This window comes from Pauljensenia sp. 20925_1_34 (assembly GCF_041432775.1).
GTDB lineage: Bacteria > Actinomycetota > Actinomycetes > Actinomycetales > Actinomycetaceae > Pauljensenia.
In genome coordinates this window covers 74,815-97,129 of the sequence record NZ_JAPWAG010000005.1, presented here as the reverse complement: position 1 = coordinate 97,129, position 22,315 = coordinate 74,815, and the positions used below count along the sequence as shown (strand labels likewise).

The 22,315-nt window shown below is 63.6% G+C and carries 22 protein-coding genes; 12 read left to right on the top strand and 10 right to left on the bottom strand.

The window, feature by feature from the left end; all coding sequences use genetic code 11:
* Window positions 1-53: 53 nt before the first annotated feature.
* From O3669_RS03585 to iolC, 4 genes are all read right to left on the bottom strand, one after another.
* Window positions 54-1,556 carry a CoA-acylating methylmalonate-semialdehyde dehydrogenase gene (locus O3669_RS03585; RefSeq protein ID WP_371523678.1) on the bottom strand — a complete coding sequence of 501 codons (1,503 nt, stop codon included), beginning with the start codon at window positions 1,554-1,556 and terminating at the stop codon, window positions 54-56.
* A 276-nt stretch (window positions 1,557-1,832) separates the two neighbouring features.
* Window positions 1,833-3,740: a 3D-(3,5/4)-trihydroxycyclohexane-1,2-dione acylhydrolase (decyclizing) gene (iolD, locus tag O3669_RS03580; protein ID WP_371523677.1), complete on the bottom strand. Its 1,908-nt coding sequence runs from the start codon at window positions 3,738-3,740 to the stop codon at window positions 1,833-1,835.
* 22 nt (window positions 3,741-3,762) lie between these two features.
* Entirely contained in the window at window positions 3,763-4,635 is an 873-nt protein-coding gene (gene iolB / locus O3669_RS03575; RefSeq protein WP_371523675.1) for a 5-deoxy-glucuronate isomerase, read from the bottom strand.
* 74 nt (window positions 4,636-4,709) lie between these two features.
* On the bottom strand, window positions 4,710-5,675 hold the full coding sequence (gene iolC / locus O3669_RS03570) for a 5-dehydro-2-deoxygluconokinase (protein ID WP_371523674.1): 966 nt from the start codon (window positions 5,673-5,675) through the stop codon (window positions 4,710-4,712).
* Window positions 5,676-5,867: 192 nt separating this feature from the next.
* On the opposite strand from iolC, the gene O3669_RS03565 reads away from it, so the two are divergent.
* The 10 genes from O3669_RS03565 (at window position 5,868) to O3669_RS03520 (ending at window position 14,338) form a co-directional block, all read left to right on the top strand.
* Window positions 5,868-6,635: a GntR family transcriptional regulator gene (locus O3669_RS03565; protein ID WP_371523673.1), complete on the top strand. Its 768-nt coding sequence runs from the start codon at window positions 5,868-5,870 to the stop codon at window positions 6,633-6,635.
* A 110-nt stretch (window positions 6,636-6,745) separates the two neighbouring features.
* Window positions 6,746-7,822: a transaldolase family protein gene (locus tag O3669_RS03560; RefSeq protein WP_371523672.1), complete on the top strand. Its 1,077-nt coding sequence runs from the start codon at window positions 6,746-6,748 to the stop codon at window positions 7,820-7,822.
* Between the two features lie 92 nt (window positions 7,823-7,914).
* Window positions 7,915-8,904, top strand: coding sequence for an inositol 2-dehydrogenase (gene iolG, locus O3669_RS03555; protein ID WP_371523671.1), 990 nt, complete (start codon window positions 7,915-7,917; stop codon window positions 8,902-8,904).
* Window positions 8,905-9,186: 282 nt separating this feature from the next.
* On the top strand, window positions 9,187-10,113 hold the full coding sequence (gene iolE / locus O3669_RS03550) for a myo-inosose-2 dehydratase (RefSeq protein ID WP_315281147.1): 927 nt from the start codon (window positions 9,187-9,189) through the stop codon (window positions 10,111-10,113).
* 60 nt (window positions 10,114-10,173) lie between these two features.
* Window positions 10,174-10,494, top strand: coding sequence for a TSUP family transporter (locus O3669_RS03545; RefSeq protein ID WP_371523670.1), 321 nt, complete (start codon window positions 10,174-10,176; stop codon window positions 10,492-10,494).
* A gap of 141 nt (window positions 10,495-10,635) precedes the next feature.
* Window positions 10,636-12,003 carry a hypothetical protein gene (locus tag O3669_RS03540; RefSeq protein WP_371523669.1) on the top strand — a complete coding sequence of 456 codons (1,368 nt, stop codon included), beginning with the start codon at window positions 10,636-10,638 and terminating at the stop codon, window positions 12,001-12,003.
* Window positions 12,004-12,087: 84 nt separating this feature from the next.
* Window positions 12,088-12,477 carry a hypothetical protein gene (locus O3669_RS03535; RefSeq protein WP_371523668.1) on the top strand — a complete coding sequence of 130 codons (390 nt, stop codon included), beginning with the start codon at window positions 12,088-12,090 and terminating at the stop codon, window positions 12,475-12,477.
* On the top strand, window positions 12,474-12,770 hold the full coding sequence (locus O3669_RS03530) for a hypothetical protein (RefSeq protein WP_371523666.1): 297 nt from the start codon (window positions 12,474-12,476) through the stop codon (window positions 12,768-12,770). The genes O3669_RS03535 and O3669_RS03530 overlap by 4 nt, the downstream gene beginning before the upstream one ends.
* Window positions 12,771-12,865: 95 nt before the next feature.
* Entirely contained in the window at window positions 12,866-13,792 is a 927-nt protein-coding gene (locus O3669_RS03525) for a DUF4268 domain-containing protein (protein ID WP_371523664.1), read from the top strand.
* A gap of 63 nt (window positions 13,793-13,855) precedes the next feature.
* On the top strand, window positions 13,856-14,338 hold the full coding sequence (locus tag O3669_RS03520) for a hypothetical protein (RefSeq protein ID WP_371523662.1): 483 nt from the start codon (window positions 13,856-13,858) through the stop codon (window positions 14,336-14,338).
* A 106-nt stretch (window positions 14,339-14,444) separates the two neighbouring features.
* On the opposite strand, the gene O3669_RS03515 is transcribed toward O3669_RS03520, so the two are convergent.
* The 6 genes from O3669_RS03515 to O3669_RS03490 form a co-directional block, all read right to left on the bottom strand.
* A complete protein-coding gene (locus O3669_RS03515) occupies window positions 14,445-14,927 on the bottom strand; it encodes a DUF4411 family protein (protein WP_314768745.1) in 483 nt (160 codons plus the stop codon).
* Between the two features lie 3 nt (window positions 14,928-14,930).
* A complete protein-coding gene (locus O3669_RS03510; RefSeq protein WP_371523661.1) occupies window positions 14,931-16,064 on the bottom strand; it encodes an ImmA/IrrE family metallo-endopeptidase in 1,134 nt (377 codons plus the stop codon).
* A 216-nt stretch (window positions 16,065-16,280) separates the two neighbouring features.
* Window positions 16,281-17,678 (bottom strand): alpha-L-fucosidase, encoded by a 1,398-nt coding sequence (locus O3669_RS03505; RefSeq protein ID WP_371523660.1) that lies wholly within the window; start codon window positions 17,676-17,678, stop codon window positions 16,281-16,283.
* Window positions 17,678-18,502 carry a carbohydrate ABC transporter permease gene (locus tag O3669_RS03500; protein ID WP_371523658.1) on the bottom strand — a complete coding sequence of 275 codons (825 nt, stop codon included), beginning with the start codon at window positions 18,500-18,502 and terminating at the stop codon, window positions 17,678-17,680. Before O3669_RS03500 ends, O3669_RS03505 begins: the two co-directional genes overlap by 1 nt.
* Complete coding sequence (locus tag O3669_RS03495) at window positions 18,495-19,460, bottom strand: carbohydrate ABC transporter permease (protein ID WP_371523657.1); 966 nt, start codon at window positions 19,458-19,460, stop codon at window positions 18,495-18,497. Before O3669_RS03495 ends, O3669_RS03500 begins: the two co-directional genes overlap by 8 nt.
* Window positions 19,461-19,608: 148 nt before the next feature.
* The gene (locus O3669_RS03490; RefSeq protein WP_371523656.1) at window positions 19,609-20,859 is read right to left on the bottom strand and encodes an ABC transporter substrate-binding protein; all 1,251 of its coding nucleotides are present in this window, start codon (window positions 20,857-20,859) and stop codon (window positions 19,609-19,611) included.
* Window positions 20,860-21,622: 763 nt separating this feature from the next.
* Here O3669_RS03490 and O3669_RS03485 point away from each other — a divergent pair.
* Both O3669_RS03485 and O3669_RS03480 read left to right on the top strand, forming a co-directional pair.
* Entirely contained in the window at window positions 21,623-22,009 is a 387-nt protein-coding gene (locus O3669_RS03485) for a hypothetical protein (RefSeq protein WP_371523655.1), read from the top strand.
* Window positions 22,006-22,302: a hypothetical protein gene (locus O3669_RS03480; protein WP_371523654.1), complete on the top strand. Its 297-nt coding sequence runs from the start codon at window positions 22,006-22,008 to the stop codon at window positions 22,300-22,302. The genes O3669_RS03485 and O3669_RS03480 overlap by 4 nt, the downstream gene beginning before the upstream one ends.
* Window positions 22,303-22,315 lie beyond the last annotated feature (13 nt).

Sequence of the window (22,315 nt, the reverse complement as noted above, 5' to 3'; positions counted from 1 at the left end):
AGGCGGGGCGGATCGACAGACCTACCCCGCCTTTCATGAGAGCGTCGTTAGTGTCAGGCGTTCGTCGGGAAGTTCATGCCGACGTAGCCAACCTTCTCGCCGCGCTTGGGCCAGCGGGTCGTGACAACCTTGGCCTTCGTATAGAAGCGCACGCCCTCGGGGCCGTGGATGTGAGTGTCGCCCAGCAGCGACTCCTTCCAGCCACCGAAGGAGTAGTAGGCGACCGGAACCGGGATCGGCACGTTGACGCCGACCATGCCGGCCTCGACATCGACGACGAAGTGGCGGGCGGTATCGCCGTCGGAGGTGAAGATCGCGGAGCCGTTGCCGAACTCGGAGGAGTTGACGATCTCGATGGCCTCTTCGTAGGTGTCGGCATGCACGACGACCAGGACCGGGCCGAAGACCTCTTCGCAGTAGACACTCAGGCCGCGGTCCACGCCATCGATGATCGTGGGGGCCATCCAGAAGCCGTCCGCGTATTCTTCGCCCTCGGGGCGGTAGCCGCGACCGTCGAGGACGATGGTGGCGCCCGCAGCCTCGGCCTCGTCGATCCAGTTGGTGATGCGCTCCTGCGAGGAACGGGTGATGACCGGGCCCATCTCGGAGGCCGGGTCGGTGCCGGGGCCAACAACGATCTTCTCGGCGCGCGCCTTGATCGCGGGGACCAGCTTCTCCTCGACGCCACCAACCGCGACGATGACGGGCAGGGCCATGCAGCGCTGGCCGGCCGCACCGAAGGCGCCGGCGCTGATGTGCTGCGCGGCGAACTCGATGTCCGCGTCGGGCATGACGATCGCGTGGTTGTTCGCGCCACCCAGGGCCTGGACGCGCTTGCCGTGCGCGACGCCGGTGTCCTGGACGATGTGGGCGACCGGGGTGGAGCCGACAAAGGAGATGGCATCGATGCCGGGGTGGGTGAGGATGTCGGAGACGAGGTCGCGGTTACCGGCGATGACGTTGAACAGGCCGTCGGGCAGGCCGGCTTCCTTGTAGAGGCGGGCGATGATCAGCGAGGCGCTGGGGACGACCGAGGCGACCTTGAGGATGAAGGCATTGCCGGTGGCCAGGGCGACGGGGTGCATCCACATGGGGACCATGGCCGGGAAGTTGAAGGGGCAGATGCCGGCGACGACGCCAACGGGCTGACGCAGGGTATGCACGTCGACGCCGGTCGAGGCCTGGTCGGTGAACTCGCCCTTGAGGGCGGCGTTGATGCCGCAGGCGAAGTCGATGGTCTCGCGGCCGCGGGCGATCTCTCCGAGGGCGTCGCCGTGGGTCTTGCCGCCCTCACGCACGATGGCGTCGGCGATTTCGTCCTGGTGCTCGATGACGAGTTGGCGGAACTTAAACATGATGTCGACGCGCTTGGCCAGGGCAGTGCGGCCCCATTCCTTCTGTGCCTCGCGGGCGATCTCGACGACGCGGTCGAGGCAGTGCTTGTCGGCGAGGGCGAGCTGGTCGACGACCTTGCCGGTGGCGGGGTTTTCGACGCCGATGGTCTTGTCCGAGTGAGCGACGTACTCTTCGCCGTTGACCCACAGGTTGATTGTCATTGGTTTTACCTTTCTTCCCATTCATCCACGAATGGCGAAACACCTTTGTTAGGACAAACAGTAGCATGTTTCTGCGACCAATGTCGCGATATCCGCAATACCGGCACATATCCGGACACAATTGTCCCGTCTATCGTACACGAGCCTCGCGCTCCCCGAACGAGGCCGTGGCCGGGCCTGCCCCATCGCGAACTCCCCGCCCCCGCCTCGTCCGCCGCGAACAAAAAGGGGGCGGCCCCGGACAATTCCGGGGCCGCCCACGGCGCACTCAGCGCATCACAGGTAGTGACGCTGCGGCTTGCGGTCGTTCTGGTAGTCCTCGTAGGCGCGCTGCGTGGACTCGAGCACGGAGACCTCGGAGATCGCCACGTCCCACCAGGAGGATCCGGGCGGGTTGGGGCCCATCAGGTCAGTCTCGATGTGGATCATGGTTGCGCGATCCGAGGCGGCGGCCACCTTGTAGGCTTCCTTGAACTCCTCGATCGTGTGGACCTCGAGCACGTCGATGCCCCACGAGCGTGCGTTCGCCGCGATGTCGACGCCAGCAATCGTGTCGGTGTCCTCCAGGTGCGAACCCGTGCCGCGCTGGCGGTACTTCGTGCCGAAGCGCTGGGAGCCGCGCGACTCGGACAGGGCGCCGATGGACGCGAAGCCGTAGTTTTGCAGCAGCACGTAGATGACCTTGATGCCTTCCTGGGCGACCGTGGCCAGCTCCATGGGGAGCATCTGGTAGGTGCCGTCGCCGACGATCGAGACGACCTCGGACTGCGGGCGGGCCAGCTTGACGCCCATGGCAGCCGGGACCTCGTAGCCCATGCAGGAGAAGGCGTACTCGACGTGGTACTGGACGGGCGTCTTGGCCTGCCACAGGGCCTGCAGGTCGCCGGGCATCGAGCCGGCGGCGTTGATGACCACGTCCTCATCGCCCATGAGCTCGTTGAGCGCGCCGAAGACCTCGGTCTGGGCGGGCAGCGGGGCGTTGCCCACGTGGTAGCACTGCTCGACCTTGGCGGCCCATGCCTCCCGCTCGGCGGCGATCTCGGCGGTGTAGGCCTCGTCGACGTGGTAGTCGGCCAGGGCCTCAGTGAGGGCAACGAGCGCCTCGCGGGCGTCGGCCACAACCATCTCAGCGCTCTGCTTGGCGGCATCGAAGGGCGTGATGTTGATGTTGACGAAGGAGACGTCGGGGTTCTTGAACTGCGTCTTCGAGGCCGTCGTGAAGTCGGAGTACCGCGTGCCCACACCGATGATCAGGTCGGCCTTGTCGGCGAGGTGGTTGCCCGAGTCGCCGCCGGTGGAACCGACGCCGCCCACGGAGCAGGGGTGATCGCAGTTGATGGCGCCCTTACCGGCCTGCGTGTCCGCCACCGGAATACCGGTCGCAGCCGCGAACGCGCGCAGCTCTTCGGAGGCCTCGGAGTAGATGGTGCCGCCGCCGGCGATGATGAGGGGACGCTTGGCGGCACGGATCTTGGCTACCGCGCGCTCAATGGCGGCGCGCTCGGCCGGGGGACGGCGCACGTGCCACACGCGCTTGGCGAAGAATTCGACCGGCCAGTCGTAAGCCTCGGCCTGAACGTCCTGGGGCAGGGCGATCGTCACGGCACCGGTCTCGGCCGGGTCGGTGAGGACACGCATGCCGTTCAGGAGCGAGGGAATCAGCTGCTCGGGACGGTTGATGCGGTCAAAGAAGCGAGAGACGGGACGGAACGCGTCGTTGACGGTCACGTCAAGCGAGGTCGGATCCTCGAGCTGCTGGAGGACCGGGTCCGGGATGCGGGTCGCGAACTGGTCGGAGGGGAAGATGAGGACGGGCAGGCGGTTGGTCGTCGCCGTCGCGGCGCCGGTCACCATGTTCAGCGAACCGGGGCCGATCGACGCGGTCGTCATCCAGGTCTGCAGGCGGTTCGCTGTCTTGGCGAAGGCCGCGGCCGCGTGGACGGCGCCCTGCTCGTTGCGGGGCATGATGTAGGGCATCGGGTTCTCGCCCTCGGCGGGCGCGATCTCGTTCTGCAGCAGGGCCTGACCGATGCCAGCAACGTTACCGTGGCCAAAGATGCCGAAGGCGCCCGCGATGAGGCGATGTTCGACGCCGTCGCGCTCGGTGTACTGGTTGGACAGGAAGCGAATGATTGCCTGTGCGACCGTCAGGCGCACGGTACCCTTGTAGGCTTCTTTGCTCATGGATAGTCCTTTCGGGTCTTTCTTACTTGTTCATGGGCAGCCGGGGGTCCACTTCCTGGTTTTCCCAGGTCGCGCGGATCCAGTGGTGGGCCGGGTCGTCAGGGGCGAGCCACACGAGGTCCTCGTTCGGGCCTGCCATGACGTTGAGGTAGTACATGTCGTAGCCGGGGGCTGCGACGCAGGGGCCGTGGTAGCCGTGGGGCACGAGGGCGACGTCGCCGTCGTGGACCTCGCAGCACAGGTCGATCGGGCGGCCGGGGCTGCCGTAGGTGCGGTGCAGGCCAAAGCCCTTGGAACCCTCGGGGCCGTCTTCGATTTCGAAGTAGTAGATCTCTTCGAGTTCGCGCTCGTCCTCGGAGTCCTGCTCGTGCTTGTGGGCCGGGTAGGAGGACCAGTTACCACCGGGGGTGATGACCTCGCAGGCCAGCAGGTGGGAGGTGGTGACGCCCTCGACGGCCAGGGAGTAGTTGTTGACCTGGCGCGAGCAGTCACCGGCGCCGCGCAGGTCGACGCGGACCTGGCTCTTGGGGTAGTAGGCGACGGGGATGTCGCGGGTGGCAATCGCGGAGGGGAAGGCGAAGCGGCCGCCACGGGCGGAGGTGATGGTCAGGCTCTTGCCGCGTCCGACGTACAGGTAGTCGGTGACGCCGGAGAAGACGCCGCGGCGGCCCTCCAGCTCAAAGGTCTGCTCGTCGACCTCGACGGTGGCGCCGCCGGCGAGGGGCAGGACGAGGAGCTCGGCCTCGCCGGTCTCGACGACCTGGGAGGCGCAGGCCTCGAGAACGAGGACGCGCAGGCCCGAGAATGCCCAACCAGCACGCTGGGGGTCAATGTCGACGGTGAAATTGCCATGGCCGGAGGAGCCGGCGGGAACGTAGATATCGGGAAGAGTCATCTGAGTCTCCTGGGTTGGGGCTTCGGTGCCGCAAGGGGTTTATTCGATACGAGGCTGGGGCGCGGGTCGGTGAGTTACGGGAGGACCCCCGTTTCCACGAAGGTGCTCAGCTGCTCCTGGGTGGGCATCGCGGTGGAACACTCGATGCACGCGCACACGTAGGCTCCCGCAGCCGAGGCGTAGCGGATGGTTTTTTCCAGGTCCCATCCTTCGACGAGGCCGTGGATGAGTGCGCCGCCGAACGCGTCGCCGGCACCCAGGCCATTGATGACGTCGACCTGCCAGGCTTCCACCCAGACGCGCTCGTCGGCGGTCTTGGCGAGGGTGCCTTTGGGGCCCTGCTTGACGATCGCAAGTTTGACGCCGCGCTCCAGGAGGGCATCCGCAGCTTTCTCGGGGTCGGACACGCCGACGGCCATCTCACATTCCTCGCGGTTGCCGACAGCGACGTCCACGCGGGAGAGAACGGCGCCCACGCGCGAGCGCGCCTGGGCCATGCCACTCCACAGATTGGAGCGGTAGTCGAGGTCGAGGATCGTGGTGCCTGTACCTCGGTCACGATGGTCGAGGGCACGCAGGTGCAGGCCGAAGGATGAGTCGCGCGACAGTCCGGTGACCGTGAACCAAAAGATTCCAGCGCGTTCGACGGCGTCCCAGTCGACTTGATCCTCGCCAAGCTCGAGGTCGGGTGCGCTGGGCTCGCGGTAAAAGTAGAGAGGGAAGGAGTCGGGCGGGAAGAGCTCAGCGAAGGTGACGGGTGTGTGAAAGTCACGCACGGTCACGACATGATCGGAGGAGACGCCGAGGCGCTCGAGTTCGCGGGTGACGAATCGCCCAAAGGGGTCGTCCCCCACGCCCGTGATGACGCCGGATCGGTGTCCGAGGCGGGCGACCGCGACAGCCACGTTGGTCGGGCTGCCGCCAAGGAATTTCCCAAAGGTCTCGACGTCCTCGAGGTGAGCCCCGACTTGGAGCGGGAAAATATCGACGCCGGAACGGCCCATTGTCAGAATGTCGACATAGCGACGATCCAGGGACATGCTGACTCCTTCCTCTCCGTTGGGGTGGCTCGCGGGCCCGACCCACCAAGCATGCACTATCGACAGGCAATCGTCAAACTTTGTCCATACAATAGGGTCAGCGTGTCATTGCATCCACACCCAGTCAAAGACTGCTACCATGTAACCGTATTTATTTCACGCGGCCAAAGTCCCACCCTACGAAGGTCGACCATGTCTCACTCCCCCAAGGCTACCGAGAACAGGCCTTACATCCCGGATATCACCCTGGATCGCTCATCTCCCGTTCCCCTGTACTTCCAGATCTCCGAGCCGATCGCCGAGTTGATCAACTCCGGAGCACTGCCTGCAGATACGCGCCTTGAGGACGAGCTATCGATGGCCGCTCGCCTGCACGTCTCACGCCCCACCGCCCGCCAGGCCCTTCAGCGCCTCGTGGACCGCGGCCTCCTCACACGCCGCCGCGGCGTCGGCACGATCGTCTCGCCCCGCCAGGTCCACCGCCCGGTGGAATTGACGTCCCTCATGAAGGACCTCGTGGAGGCTGGCCACAAAGTCCGGACGACGATTCAGCGCTACGAGGCCCATCCCGCCACGGAAGCAGAGGCTGACGCACTCAAGATCGCGGAGGGCACGCTCATCGTTTACATCGAGCGCACGCGCTTCACGAACGATGAGCCGATCGCCGTCCTGACGAACCTCATCCCGGCCGACATTGCACCCGCGATGCAGGAGCTCGAGTCCGGCTCCCTCTACGACCTCATGCGCGAGCGCGGGGTCACCCTAGCCTCGGCCCGACAGGTCATCGGCGCACGTACGGCGACCGCGAAGGAAGCCAAACTCCTGTCCGAGCATCGCGGGGCGGCCCTGCTGACGACGCAGCGCACGACATACGACCCCTCGGGACGCATTGTCGAGTACGGCGACCACATCTACCGCGCATCGCGATACTCCTTCGAGGCTAGCCTTTTCGCCCAGTGACAAGGTATTGATACTTTGTCCTAACAAACTGTTGACAGGCGCAGGCGCTCGCCGTAGACTTATCCCCGACGGAGAAAGTTGAAAGCAATCACAAAGGAGTGCTTCCCGCCATGTCCATCGAGTACACCCCCGGCCCCCTTCTGGACGCCGCGCGTAACACCCCCACCGCCCTGTGGAACGATTCCTCGGATCCCAGCGAGCTGGCGCAGTCCATCTCCTTCGGCGGCGTTGGTGCTACCTGCAACCCGACCATCGCCTACACCTGCATCAACCAGCGTCGCGACGTGTGGCTGCCCCGCATTGCGGAGCTCGCCAAGGAAATGCCCGACGCCACCGAGTCTGAGATCGGCTGGCAGGTCGTGCGCGAGCTGTCCCTCGAGGCCGCCAAGCTCCTCGAGCCCATTTTCGAGGCCGAGAACGGCCGCAACGGTCGTCTCTCGATGCAAACGGACCCGCGCCTGGCCCGCTCCGCCAAGGCCCTGGCCGACCAGGCCGAGGAATTCCACAACCTCGCTAAGAACATCATCGTGAAGATCCCCGCCACCTCGGTGGGTGTCGAGGCCATCGAAGAGGCTACCTACCGCGGCGTCTCCGTCAACGTGACGGTCTCCTTCTCCGTCGCACAGGCCGTCACCACGGGCGAGGCCATCGAGCGCGGCCTCAAGCGCCGCGAGGCCGAGGGCAAGGACACCTCCCAGATGGGCCCGGTCGTCACCCTCATGGTGGGCCGCCTCGACGACTGGATCAAGGAGGTCGCCGAGCGCGACAAGATGTTCCTGGATCCGGGTCACCTCGAGTGGTGTGGCATTGCCGCCTTCAAGCGCGCCTACCAGGAGTTCCAGAAGCGCGGCCTGCGCGCCCGCATGCTCTCCGCCGCATTCCGTAACGTCATGCACTGGTCCGAGTTCGTCGGCGGCGACGTCGTCGTCTCCCCGCCGTTCAAGTGGGCCAAGCTCATCAACGACTCGGACTACAAGATGGAAGAGCGCATGGACATCCCGGTGCGCGAGGACATCATGAAGACGCTGCTCTCAATCCCCGAGTTCGTCCGCGCCTACGAGCCCGACGGCATGACCCCGGAGGAGTTCGACACCTTCGGCGCCACCGCGAGGACCCTGCGCGGCTTCCTGCAGGCAGACGCTGACCTCGACGCCCTGGTGCGCGACGTCATTATGCCCGCCCCGTGATCCACTCGGTGGCCCCACACGTCGCGTGCGGGGCCACCGCCGGTCACGGTTTTTCTGCTCTCCAGCACCCCCTCACCTAGAAAGAAGCAAAGATGCTCAACATTGCCGTTATCGGCGCCGGCCGCATCGGCCACGTCCACGCCAAGACCATCGCCGCGCACCCCGGCGCCACCCTCGCCCTCGTTGCCGATCCTTTCGGCGATGCCGCGCAGAAGCTGGCCGAGGTCTACGGTGCCCGCCACACGACCGACGTGGACTCCGTCTTCACCGACGAAGGGGTCGACGCCGTCGTCATCGGCTCGCCCACGCCGCTGCACATCCCCCACCTGCTCGCCGCCGCCAAGGCCGGCAAGGCCGTTCTGTGCGAGAAGCCGATTGCTCTGGACATGAAGGACGTCGAGGCCGCGCGTGACGAGCTGAGCGCCGTGTCCGTGCCCGTTATGTTCGGCTTCAACCGCCGCTTCGACCCTTCCTTCGCCGCGGTTCACGCCCAGCTTGAAGAGGGAAAGATTGGCGATCTGGAGAACCTGCTCATCATCTCGCGTGACCCCTCCGCTCCCCCGGCCGAGTACGTGAAGGTTTCCGGCGGTATCTTCCGCGACATGACCATCCACGACTTCGACATGGCCCGCTTCTTCCTGGGCGACATCGTCGAGGTGCACGCCTTCGGCCAGAACTTCAACGAGGAGATCAGGGAAGCCGGCGACTTCGACGCCGCCGTGGTCACCCTGAAGAACGCCGCCGGCGTCGTCGCGACCATCGTCAACAACCGCAAGTGCTCGGCCGGGTACGACCAGCGCCTGGAGGCCCAGGGCTCGACGGGCACGCTCAACGCGGACAACATCCGCGCCACCACCGTGCGCCTGTCCAATGCCGAGGTCACGGATGCGGCCGAGCCGTACCTGGACTTCTTCCTGCAGCGCTACGCGGACGCCTACCGCATTGAGCTGACCGCGTTCATCGACGCGGTCGTCGCGGGCACCAAGCCCACGCCGTCCATCGACGACGCGATCGAGGCTCTGCGCCTGGCCGAGGCCGCCACGGAGTCGGCGAGGACCGGCAAGCCCGTGTCGCTGGCCTAAGAAGAGCCTGAACTGTCCCGGTGGGACGCCTCGCGCCCCACCGGGATTCTCGCGCGTGGATGGTCATGTTCGAAGCACTGCGCCATCTGACGGGGATGCCAAAACAGCTTGTCAGGCGGGTTTCACAGGTCGGCTCATGCGCGTGTGTTCACGCCTCACACCGGGGGCTGGGATATCTCCCAAGCCAGATTCTTTGTCTGGACAATTAGACAGGATCGAGTAGAATAGCGGCACCGGCACTTCTCGCCGATGTTTACAACCGCGACTCATAGGAGAGCTGCAATGACTCACGTCTACGATCCCGCAACCGCGATCTTCGACCCGAACGGCATCACATGGGGCATGCACCCGATTGCGTGGCGTAACGACGACATTCCCGAGGTCGGCGAATGGAACACCATCGACATCATGTTCGATGACCTGGCCGAGGCCGGTTTCGCAGGCACCGAGGTCGCCGGCTGGTACCCCTCGAAGGAAGAGACGAAGGAAAAGGCTGATGCTGCCGGCCTGACAATCGTCGCCCAGTGGTTCTCCTCCTTCATCGTCCGCGACGGCGTTGAGGCCGTCATCCCAGACTTCCGCGCCACCTGCGAATACCTGCAGTTCCTGGGTGCCACACGCGTCGTGGTCTCCGAGCAGACCGGCTCTGTGCAAGGCATCCGCGATATCTGCATCTTCGAGAACAAGCCCGTCCTCAAGGATGAGGAATGGCCGATTCTCGCCGCTGGCCTGAACAAGCTTGGCGAAATCGCCCACGAGTACAGCCTCGATCTGGTCTACCACCACCACCTGGGCACCGTCGTCCAGACGAAGGACGAGACCCTGCGCCTGCTCGAGCTGACCGACCCGGACAAGGTCTCCCTGCTCTTCGACACGGGCCACGCCTACGTGGGCGACGGCGACGTCATGGGCCTGCTGCGCGGCGCGATCGACCGCATCAAGCACGTGCACTTCAAGGACGTGCGCCCCGCCAAGATGGAGGAGTCCCGCGAGGCCAAGCGCTCCTTCCTCGATTCGTTCCTGGCCGGCATGTTCACCGTGCCCGGCGACGGCACCATCGACTTCACCGAGCCCTACCGCTTCCTGGTCGAGCACGGCTACAAGGGCTGGATCCTGGTTGAGGCCGAGCAGGACCCGAAGATCGCTCCCCCACTTGAGTACGCGCACATCGCGCGCGACTACGTGTTGGGCACGCTGCTGGGTCAGTGAGCTAGTGCGCGCGAACCTCACCAGCGCGCGTGCCATGGGGGTGCGGAGGCAACAACGACGTTGCCTCCGCACCCTTTCTTCTATCGAAGCTGCCCGGGGCGCAGGGCCTACTCGCTCGTTCCCGGGGTGCGCGGCCTGCCCGCGAAGGAATCGACCGGCGTCATGCTGGCCCTCCTCCTCATTGGCGACGCCATCGCGCTGTGGGCATACCGCCGAGACGCAAACACGGCGGCCCTGCGACGACTCATCCCGTCGGTGCTGACGGGCGTCGGGTTGGGCGCTCTCCTACTTGCGATGAGCACACAGGCGCAGATGCGCCGCGCCATCGGAGCGATCCTGCTGGCCCTCGTTCTCGTGACGCTTGCGCAGCGCCGTTGGTGAACCCCTCGCGTCGGTGAGGGACGCGTCGCGGCACGGACGCGCCTCCCGCACGCATCTCGCACCACAAAGTGATTGACGCGCATCACTGCTGCGGCTATTGTCGGTCGCGAGGACACCACGGTTGGCGAGAAAGGACGCGCCATGACTTGGTTTTCATCCATGATCCCTGGGGCCCCCGGTAACGCAGATTCCATCGCATCGGTCGCGCAGGCCCTGCACGCAAGCGCCACGGAAGCAGACACCATCGAGCAGGCAGTGTCACGTATCCCGTCGTCCATCTCGACATGGAAGGGCCACGCGCACCTCGACTACCTGGAATCCCAGCAGCGAGCGCGCAGCCGCATGATCCATTTCAACGAAGGCATGACCTGCGCGGCCAACGACGTCGAATCCTACTCGTGGAACGTACGCGCCATGCATAACTACGTGGAGAACACCCTGCGTCCCGCCGCGCAAAAGCTCGACGATGCGTTCGAGCACACTCCCGCCGTGCAGCGCATTAACGCGTACTTTTCCCTCCTCACCGAAGCGCGCACCCTCCAGGGCGAGTACAGGGAGCGCTACAACAGGCTCAAGCAAGAGGCCGAGGACCTCGCCCTCAGCCTGCAACAGGCTCTGTCGATCGAACCCGTCGCGAAGAAGTCAAAGTTCGCGGGTGGCTTCTTCGACCCCTCCCGCACGGAGCGTCTCAGCGAGCGCGACATTGACAGGATCAACGCCGAAATCAAGGCCATGCGAGAGGGCGGCTTCGACCTGCGCGCAATCGCTCAGGGAAGCATCGGTGACTGCTACTACCTGGCATCGCTGATGGCCGTCATGAACTCCCCCGAGGGACAGGCCCTCCTCGCCGACGGCATTCGGCCGCACTACAACCAAGACGGAACGATCGACGGCTACATCGTCACGGTCTACGACAAGCCCGGCTTCTTCTCCTCCGGTTCCTCCACGGAAGTCCTGGTGCGAGACACGTACGCCAACGGAGCGCGTTCCAGCGGGTCTGCGGGCGTCATCTCCCTGTACGAAAAGGCGTTTTCCCAGCTCCACCCGGGCGGAGTCAACAGGTCAACCTTCTTTGAAAGCGGGATAGCGGCCGGTTACCCCCGCCAGGCTCTCCCTCGCGTCACCGGTCAGGGAACATCCACGGTTCACGGGGACGGCTTCTTCGGCTTTGGAAGCGGCTACGACGCCAGCGAACAACAGACGATCATCGAGGCCGCCAACAGCGGGCAGCCCACCATCGCCAACACGGAGTGCAGCGACGCGTTCGAGAACCGAACCGCCCCCGTGGATGTGACACTGCCCAACGGGCAGGAGACGCGCATCGACATCTACCGAGGACACTCCTACGTGGTCACACACGCCGATTCGTCGGGCCTCACGCTCGTCAATCCGCACGGTACCAACACGGTCTCGGAGACGGGAAGCGCGACCCCCAACGGGGAATTCACCATCTCCTGGGAGGATTTCGGAGAGTACTACGGAAACGTCACCCTCGGTGCCGTCAAATAACGCGGCACCGCGCGCAGGGCGCACTTCTCGCCTGAGAGTGTCGCCGCTCCCCCAGCACTTCCACCCCGACACGATAGGCAGAACATGACTCACCAGGACCGCCGGTGGATCATCCCCGGTCACGCCGTTCGTTGCGGCCTGATCGACGGATTCGGCGAGCCGGCCATGAGCATTCTTCGCTCGGAGATCACAGACGGGATTCCCCGCGTCACGCTCGCGGTCACATGGAAGCCCGGCGTGGGCACTCCCCCTCCCGGGATGCGCGCGGAACTGGCCCAGGGGGAGTCCGCGTCGCTCAGCAACGTCGGGAGCTTTACCCTGGTCGACATGGAAGCACCCCTCGACGGCGACATGTTCCCACGGCCGGTCATTCTCTTCGAACCCGATCCGCGCCTCATCGAGACGGCGCGCCGATACGCTGGAGCCAACGGCCTGTTCTTCCCCGACACGATCGACGATGGGAGTCACTCATGAGCAAGGGTTTCGCGTGCGACACGGACGAAATGAGGGCGTTGATCGCCAGGCATGAGGAGCTGCGTTCCGACTTGGAAAGGGTCGTCGTGCCGCCGAAAGGAGCCGCGTGGGGCTTTTCCGTCGTGCGTGGCGCGTACAAGGAGCTGGGGCAGGATTGCAATGACCGTCGCGAGATCATGCAGGAGTGGTGCACCCGCATGTCCGAGGCCATTGAGGCGACCTCCCGCGAGTCCGAGCAAGCAGATGCAACCTGGGCAGAGGTCATCAAGGATGACCGCCTCACCTCCCTCTGATCTCTCCGGGGCGCCGATACGCCGCGTCCTTCCCATGAACAACCACAGCGGCCGCGCAACGGGTTCGCAGGTATAACACGACAAGGAATCACACGATGGTCGCTCTGAGCAGGCTCGAAGAGATACGCGACTTGCGAACGGTATGGCCCCATGAGGCACTCGATTTCACCCCGTGGCTCGCGCAGGACGAGAACATGGCCCTCCTCTCTGACGCCATCGAGATTGACATGACGGTCGACGAGATAGAGTCCTGCGTCGGCGATTTCAACGTCGATATTTTCGCGTCGGAGACCGGCACGGACAGAACAATTATCATCGAGAACCAGCTGGAAGACACCGATCACGACCACCTCGGAAAGCTGATCACCTACGCGTCCGGGAAGTCAGCGGATGTGATCGTCTGGCTCGTTAAACGCGCGCGCGAGGAGCATCGAGCCGCGGTCGAATGGCTCAACAACCACACCGACGAGCACATCGGTTTCTTCCTGTGCGAAATCAAGCTGTTTCGCATCGGTTCCTCCGATCCGGCCGTGAAATTCGAGGTTGTCGAACGACCCAACGATTGGACCAAGGAAGTCAAGAAGGCGACGTCACCGGATGCGGGCCAGCAGCTACGCTACGACTACTGGGCTGCATTCCAGGACTATGCCGTTCAGGACACACGCTTTTCGCACAACTTCCGCCGTCGCAAGCCCTCGAAGGACTATTGGATGAGTTTCGCCATCGGCTCGTCTCAGTGCCATATCGAAGCGTCACAGGTCCACAAGCGAAGCGAGGTGAGTGTCGAGCTGTACATCGATCAGGATAAGGATCTGTTCCGCTCGCTCTACGCCATGAGGGAGACGATTGAAGCCGAGGCTGGCCTGAGCTTTGATTGGCGGGAGCTCCCGAACCGCAAAGCGAGCCGCATCATCGTCCATAAGAACGTATCATTCGACGACAGGGACCGGTGGAGTGAGCACTTTGACTGGATGATCGACACCATGCTCGCGATCAAGACAACCTTCAAGAAGTACCTGTAACCGGCTTCACCGCTGCGCTCGCCCGAGCGCCCCAACCGTCGACATCACTCAGGGGGTCATGTCATGTCCGCACGTATCAGTCGTGGCCTTCGGATCGCCTGCGCCATCGGACTCGCCGCGTCGCTCGTTGGAGCGTGTTCGTCGCCCAACGAGGAACGCGACCTGCCTGCGTGCGATGGCACGACCTACGTTCTTGAATCAGCGGTCAGGTATCAGCTCATCGAAGGGTTCAGCCCCCTGCGGCTCACGGGCATCAAGGCCGATGCTGCCGGCGACGCGCCACACGCCACGCTCACCGTGAGCTGGTCCGATGGAGTCAGCGTGCCGGAGGGCATGTATCAGACCCTCACGGTCGGGGAGAGTACGACCCTCGACAACGTCGGTACCTTCACTCTCATCGACGTGCTCCCGTCCTCCGGGGAGAGGCGCTGGTCGACACCGGTGGTCTGCTTCCAGCAGGACCCCCAGCTCATCGACACTGCACGTACCTACGCCGCCGACAACGGCCTCGCCCTCCCCGGCGACGAGCGAGACAGCCAGTCCTGAGGGCTTTCATCGACCTCGATGAGTTCTGGATACCATCGTGACGATGCTCGCATAGGGAGGTCACCCCCACGCCGGGAGTGGTGGACACTCCTGCGTGTTGACGCAACTAGAGGGCGAGGCTCATTCCTCGCTGGCGAAGCATCATGAAGGGATTGAGACACTCCACCCCAAGCGCGGCACATGCATCCGGAATCTTGATCCGTCTCTTCGACCTAGGTGCCGACTTTTCATGCGTGACGACCACCCACCCGTTTGCCAGTGCGTGCGCAACGATCCAGGAGTCCGCAACGCGTTGAAACTCGCTGACTGCCGACGGCTCATAGTTGTCTTTTGCCCACGCCATGACCTGCTGGTAGCAGGCCACCACACGCAAGTCGGGAGCGATAAAGTGTTGCTTATGCTGCTTCGCCCAGTCCTTGAGAGGATCACCGTCGCCCGCGTCACCCAGTTCGTCGTACACCGACTTGATACTCACGGCGTGTTGAGAGACGAATAGCCGGACGAGAAAGTCCCAATATCCGGGGGCCAGATCGAACGCATAGTACGCATTTGCCGCATCGATGAAGACGTTCGTGTCCAGGACGTACATCTCTCACACCACCTGGAGATGTCTCGCCAGTTCGTCGAACACTTCCCTCTTGTGCGTGCCGATCATACGGAAACTTTCCGTGAATCCTGTACGCCCCTCCAGGGTGGATGTAACAATCGCGGTCGCAAATGAACGCCCAAGACGCGCGGTGAGGGTGTTGTAATAGTTACCGCCGCCATTGCGACGCTTTTCGTCACCGTAGTCAGCGCGCACCGCCTCGAGAAGCTCGTGGTAATGCTCGTCACCAATCCGCTGAACTCCGTGCAGTCTGTGGAGTGCAACCTCGGCGGACACGCCAAAGCGACGCGCAACCGCACGGTAATCCAGCACAGTTATCGCTTCGTCGAAAGCCGTCAGCGTCTCGTCAGGCAGCAACACACATGCAGCGACACGATTACACCATGACTCTTCACCGGTTCCACCAAGCAACCGGTCGCCCCCAGACAACGCACTGTGGCCCAGAAGCAGGTGAGCAAACTCGTGCAGGAGGGTGAAGTTCTGTGCGCTATACGGTTCGTCAGCGACGTTGACGAAGATCAAGGGAGCAATGTCGTCGTAGAGGCTAAATCCTCGGAACTCCCGCGTAGAGAGCTTCCTCGTGTTGCTCGCACCGACGACACCGCTCCTCATGACAAGCACACCTGCATCTTCAAGCGCTGCGACGATATCGTGGCGCCATTGCTGGGTTCCGGTCGCCGACACATGATCAAGGTGCAGGAGAGAACGCACACGGCGAGCAACTGCCCGCGGGGCATCCTGAACGCTTGCTGACCCTAGGAACGGAAGTTTTTCCGCTCCCTGTTCACGGGCGTAATCGTGGTACCAGTCCTGGAATTGCTGATAACGGTTGATAGTATCGAGAAGATTCCCAGAGGGCCGCTCGATAGCAGCACTCTCATGGGTACGCATGTCGGCGATAGGCAGTGTCTCATCGGGCGGTTCAGGCATGACGAGCGCACCGAGAGACGTGTGGGTATAAGCCGCAAATTTTTCGAGATCATGAAGAGTCGGCTGACTGCTTCCGTCCATCCAGTCCCCAAGTTTTGGGAACTTCATCAGCGCTTCCTCGAAGGTACGCTCAGAGCGCTGGAGGGCCCACGAAAGCACTGGCTGGCTGACGGCGACTCGCGCGCTCATGACGTTCCTCCTCCCACTCACATATCGATGTCACTATCGTACAGTGAGCCTCTGTCACTTCCGTCTCGTTAGCGCGTTTTCTCTGCGATATTACTCGCCTCGCACGGGAGTTCTCACCTATCCCACCCGCCATCGCGACGACGATCGTGGCGACTGTACCGCTGCTCGTATAAAAAAGTTGTCGGCGCGGGCAATGCCCGCACCGACAACCTCGTCTCACGCCCGAGGAGCGGTGACGACAAGCGGAAGCGCATCCCCGCGAGCATCGCGCGGAGGATTGTCACCGGCTTCAACGACCAGCCGCTGACCGTCCCAGGAACATAGGGCTCCCCGCGTCGCGCACGTAGCGCGCGAGTAGTCGAAGCCCTGCGGCAGACCCGACACTGCTGACACGGAGGCATCCGCCACCACGGCCAGATGGTCGCCGTGAGGCAGAAGACGCACCCAGGCCTCGTCCTGGCCATCGCGCATGTGAGCACTGAGCGCGCCGACTTCGGCGGCCGACAGCGGCCGCACGCCGCGCAGCTCCGATCCGTACAGGTCGTTCCAGGCCCCCAGGCCCTCCAGGCACTCGCGCTGCTCGCGCGGGATCGTGCCATCGGCCTTCGGGCCCACGTTGAGCAGGAGGCGGCCCCCACGCGAGACGACGTCCACCAGGTGGCGAACCGCTCCAGCACCACTCAGGTACTGGTGCTCACCTTCTGCGCGGTTGTAGCCAAACGACAGGCCAACACCGCGGCAGTTCTCCCACGGCTTGCCGCTCGTCTCCGAGTCACCCATGTGCTGGTATTCGCTGGTCAGGTAGTCCGCGTGAACGCCGCCGTAGCGGTCGTTCGTGACCCCCTCGGGGCGAGCCGCGTAGAAGTACTCGAAGAGCGTGCCCAGGCCGTAGGGGCCGAAGTTCTTCCCCTCGTCTGGCCAATCGATGTCGTTCCACACGACGTCGGGGGCGTAGCGGTCGATCAGGTCGCGCACGTGCACGAAGCAGTAGCGCGCGTAGTCCGCATCCTTGGGGCGGCACAGATCCTTGCAGTCATCCTCGGACAGGATCGGGCGGTGGGGACGGTAGTGCCAGTCCAGGCCGCCCGAGTAGTACAGGCCAACCCGCAGGCCCTCGTTGCGCGCGGCATCCGCGAAGCCGGCCACGAGATCGGTGCACGGACCTCGGCGCACGGTGTTGCGCGTGCCCGTCTCGGGAGCGTCCCACAGCGTCACGCCGTCGTGGTGCTTCGTCGTCAGCACCGCGTATCCGGCGCCCGCCCGGTGGAACAGGCGCATCCACTCGGCCGGATCCCACGCGTCGGGGTCCCACGCGTCCAGGAACGCGTCGTACGAAGCCGACCCGTACAGGTCCTTGTGGCGCTGCGCGGCCGGGGAACCCGGAATACGAATCGTGTTGAAGTACCACTCAGCGTAGGAATTGTGGGTGAACCAGGCCTCCCAGTCCTCCTCGACACCCAGCTCCCCGTGGTCCTCGGCCCACGCGGGCACCGAGTAGGGACCCCAGTGGACGAAGATGCCCAGGGGGGCGTCCTCGAACCACTGCGGGGTCGGGCGCGCCAGGGCGCCCCAGCGGGCGGACTCGTCGATCGTTTCACGATGTTCCACGCTCATCACCGTCCCCCGAAGGCGCCCAGGGTGACGCCCTTTTCCAGCTGCTTCTGCAGGAACACGACCAGCAAGATCGACGGGATCGTCGTCATCGTCACCGCCGCCATCAGCGGGCCCCAGTCGGTGCCGCGCTCACCCGAGAACATCTGCAGGCCCAGCGGGATCGTCGCCAGCGTCGAATCGTTGACCACGATGAGGGGCCACAGGAACGCGGACCAGTAGTCAATAAACGCGAACACGCCAACAACCGTGATCGGCGCCTTGAGCAGGGGCAGCAGGATCTTCGTCAGGATCTGCCAGTCGCTACACCCGTCGATGCGGGCTGCTTCCTCGAACTCGAGGGGCAGGGACATGAGGAACTGACGGATCAGGAACGCGCCGAACGCGCCGAACGCGAAGGGCACGATGAGGGCGAAGTAGGAGTTCACGAGGCCCATGCGCTGCATGCCGATGTACAGGGGGATCACGAGGACTTCCTGGGGCAGGACGAGCGTGCCCAGGAACAGCATGAAGAGGTGCTCGCGGCCCTTGAAGCGCAGACGCGCGAACGCGTAGGCCGACAGGACCGACACGACGACCACCAGGGCCGCGCCGGCCAGCGACACAATGAACGAGTTGAGGACGACCCGGCCGAAGGGAATCGAGTTCAGAGCCGAGGGATAGTTATCCCAGGCGACTCGGCTGCCCGACGGGCTCAAGGTGAAGACCTCGGTCGTGGGCTTCAGGGAAGTCGCAACCATCCACACGAAGGGGAACAGGAAACCGATAGCGATCAGACTGAGCAGAACGACCGAAACGATCGTCGAAAGACGCTTCTTGTTATGCATCGTAATTCACCCACTTCTTCTGGCCAGCGAACTGCAGGGCCGTCACCGTCATAACGATCACGAAGAGCACCCACGCCATCGCGGACGCGTAGCCGAGCTTGTCAAAAGAGAAACCGTTGCGGTACAGGGACAGCACGATCGTGTTGGTCGCTTCACCCGGGCCGCCGAGAGTCAGGAAGTAGGGCTGCGCGAAGACCTTGAAGGCTCCGATGACCGTCATGACCGTGCAGAAGAAGACGGTCGGGGAAATCATCGGGAAGACGACCTTGAAGAAGCGCTGGACGCCATTGCAGCCGTCGATCGTGGCGGCCTCGAGCACCGAGGTGTTCAGGCCATTCAAGCCAGCCGTCAGGACGACGATGTTGTAACCCAGGCCCTGCCACAGGCTCATCATCAGCAGGGAACACATCGCCAGCGTCGGGTTGTTGAGGAAGGGAATGTGCTCGATCCCGAAGACGCCGAGGGCGGAGTTGACCACGCCGTGATCGGAGAGCAGGAGCCTCCAGATGAGCGCGTTCCCGACCATCGGGGTGACGACGGGGATGAAGAAAATGACGCGCAGGATGCGGCTCAGCCACTCGGGCACGCGCTGGAGCCAGTAGCTCAGGCCAATAGAAATCACGAGGTTCAGCGCCGTGTAGGACGCGGCGAACACGACGGTATTGCGCATGACCGTCCAGAAGGCGGGGTCTGCGCCCGAGAGCATGCGCTTGTAGTTCTCGATTCCGATGAAGCGGCCTCCCCCGAAGAGGGACCAGTCGAAGAATGAGATCACGAGGGACGCGATCAGGGGAAGGACAATGAACAGCAGGAACCCGGTCATGCCGGGGGCCAGATAGATGAGGGCGCGCACGCCGTCGCCGCGCCTGCCCTCGTCGCGCACCTTCTGTGCGCGCTTGGAGGCCTTGGCCTCACCCGGATCCGCCTCGCGGCCGGGTTTCACAGTGTCAACGCTCATCAGCAGTGTCACCTTTCCGTCACGGGAAACAAAGTGAATCCTTGTGTTAGCACCAAACAACGTCGTTAGCGCTAACGACTATGGATTGAATCGACGAGGCCGGGGAACCCGAGCAGGCCACCCCGGCCTCGTCGATGATGAACCGGACTCAGCCGGCGGAGTTCTGCAGGTCGGAGAGGATCTCCTGGGCGGTCTTCGTGCCGCGGAAGCCCTCAGGCGAGTACTGCTGGAACGACGTGTTGATCTGGTTCCACGTCGTGGTCGTCACCAGCGGGGTGCCGTTCTCGAGGAGGACATTGACGGCCTCGGCGCTGTCTTCAGGCTTGTTCGCAGCCCACTTGTCCATCGCGGACTCGACCGAAGGAACGGTGCCCTGCTTGTCGGCGACCGAACCAATGACCTCGGGGGTCACCAGCTGCTTGAGAACATCGAAGGCAGCCTGCTTGTCGGGGCAGGACTTGGAGATGCCAAAGCCCGAGCCCTGGATGACCGCGCGAGGCTGACCCGTCGGGGTCGGCAGCACCGCAACACCGAGCTTATCGCCCAGCTCCTTCTCGAAGGAACCGTACATCCACGGACCGTCCACGATCATCGCGGCCGTGCCGGAGGTGAAGGCGGTCTGCGCGGGGCCATCGTTGTCGGCAGCGTTGGGAGCGACCGCGACCTGCTCCTTGTGGACCAGGTCGAAGGCGAACTGGACGCCCTCAACGAACTTGGGATCCGTCAGGGTGTTCTTGCCGTCCGCGGAGACCTGACCGCCGAAGGCGATACCGAAGTCGCCGGCCGCGTTGCCCAGGAGGAGCGGCTTGACGGCGATGCCGTACTTGCCGTCGCCAGTCAGGGCCTTGGCGTCCGACAGGAACTGCTCGGTCGTGTAGGAGGTGGTGGGCATGCTCAGTCCAGCCTGCTCGAACATCTCACGGTTGTAGTACAGGACGTCGGGCTCGGCGTCGTAGGGCAGGGCCAGAACCTTGCCATCGACCGTCATGCCCTGCATCATCGCAGCGTTGTAGTCAGAGGCCTTAATGCCCGCCGACTCCATGTAAGAGTCGAGAGGCTCGAGAACCCCGGACAGCTCCTGGGCGCGAGCCGCCTGCGTGGTCAGGATGCAGGGCGCATCACCGGCGACCATGCGCGTCTTGACCTTGGTCCAGTAGTCATTGAAGGAGGGACCATCGAAGGTCAGCGTGAAGTCCGGATTCGCCTCCTTGGCAGCATCCACGAAGGACTGCCACTGAGCGCGGTCGTTTTCCGTCGAGACCCAGGTGTACATCTGGTGGACCTGGTCGCCACCGGATCCGCTGGTCGATCCGCCTCCCGAGGCGCACGCGCCTGCGAGGAGCGCCAGGGCCGAGGCAGTGGCACCGAGTGCGAGGAACTTGGAGTTAGTGGGGCGCATCGTGCGCTCCTTCCTACTAGAGGCACGAGGCGCTGACAACCGACATGCGCTGCCTCTCTGTAGCGCACAACGGCAGACAGTTTCTGACGTACCATCACTCATCATTGAAATTGACAGGACAAGGCTACCAGCGCATCAGGGGTAAGGCTAGGGGAAATTTCAGTTTAACACCAACGCTTATTTAATAACCTTAACGAACGTCAAACACCAAGATTGCACGAATGATAGCGCTAACAATTGGAATCGTGGAAATCCTCGGTAGATGTCACGCAAAAAATCGCATAAAAAGGGGCGCTAGCCCGCCCCCGCTTGACACTCCCAAGCAGGTCGCACCATCCCACGAGACGAAGCGACCTCACGACACGAAGCCGAGACAATTAGCATCAATGTAACGTCCAACATATGAGGGGTTCGCGTAGGCAGTCACCCAGCTGCGTCGCGGCCACTCCTGTGCGCGCGGACTTACTCAAAGACGTCAAGAAGGGGATCAACATCGCCGAGACGACCGCTAACAGTGGATCACGCCCGCGAATCAAGGCAGACTCACCAGCACGACCGGCTGGCCCCCTGCCGGTAGCGGATCGCCCCCTCTACGGGACCGCAGTCGCACGCCCTCCTCGAACGTTTATTCGTACACCCCATACCCAGCGATTGGAGACACCTCATGAAACAGCTGATCCGACACGCAGCTGCCTTGATAAGCACGGCTGTCTTAGCCGTGAGCATCGTTGGCGCATGCGCCGGCAGAGAACAAGGACAGAACATGGAACAATGCACAGGCACGATCTACACTCTTCGAACGGCAATTCTCTACCCGCTCATCGATTCCTTCCCCTATCTCAGAGTCTTTTCAACCGACGCTCAAGTCGTTGATGGAACCCCCGAAGCAGATATTCTTGTCTATTGGGTCGGCGGAGATAATGCGCCACCCAACCTGAATGCGACACTGAAGCTGGGAGAGAGCGCGACCCTCGAGAAGGTCGGGACCTTCACGCTCATCGGTATGGAGCCTCCCGCCCACGGCAAGCGCTGGCCGGATCCCGTGGTGTGCTTCGAACAAGACCCCCAGCTCATGGACACCGCACGCCAATACGCCGCCGACAACAACCTCTACTTCCGCCCCGATGACGAGGAGGAACGCCAGTCATGACAGCATCCTTCGCCTGCGACCCCGCAGAGATGACTCGGCTCAAAGACAGGCACGACACCCTGCGTGGAACCGTCGACGAGATCACTCTCCCGTCGGGCGCCATCAACTGGGGGTTCTTGGTCGTCAACTCCGGCTATAGCAAGCTCGAATCAGGCGCCAAGAGACGCCGCGATACCATGCACAAGTGGTGCGACCAGATGTCCGGTGCTATCTCGAAAACATCGAGTGACGCTCAGGCGGGTGACTCTCACTGGGCATCCGTGATCGAGAAGGACCGGCGTACATCCCTGTAGCGCGTTGCCCCAA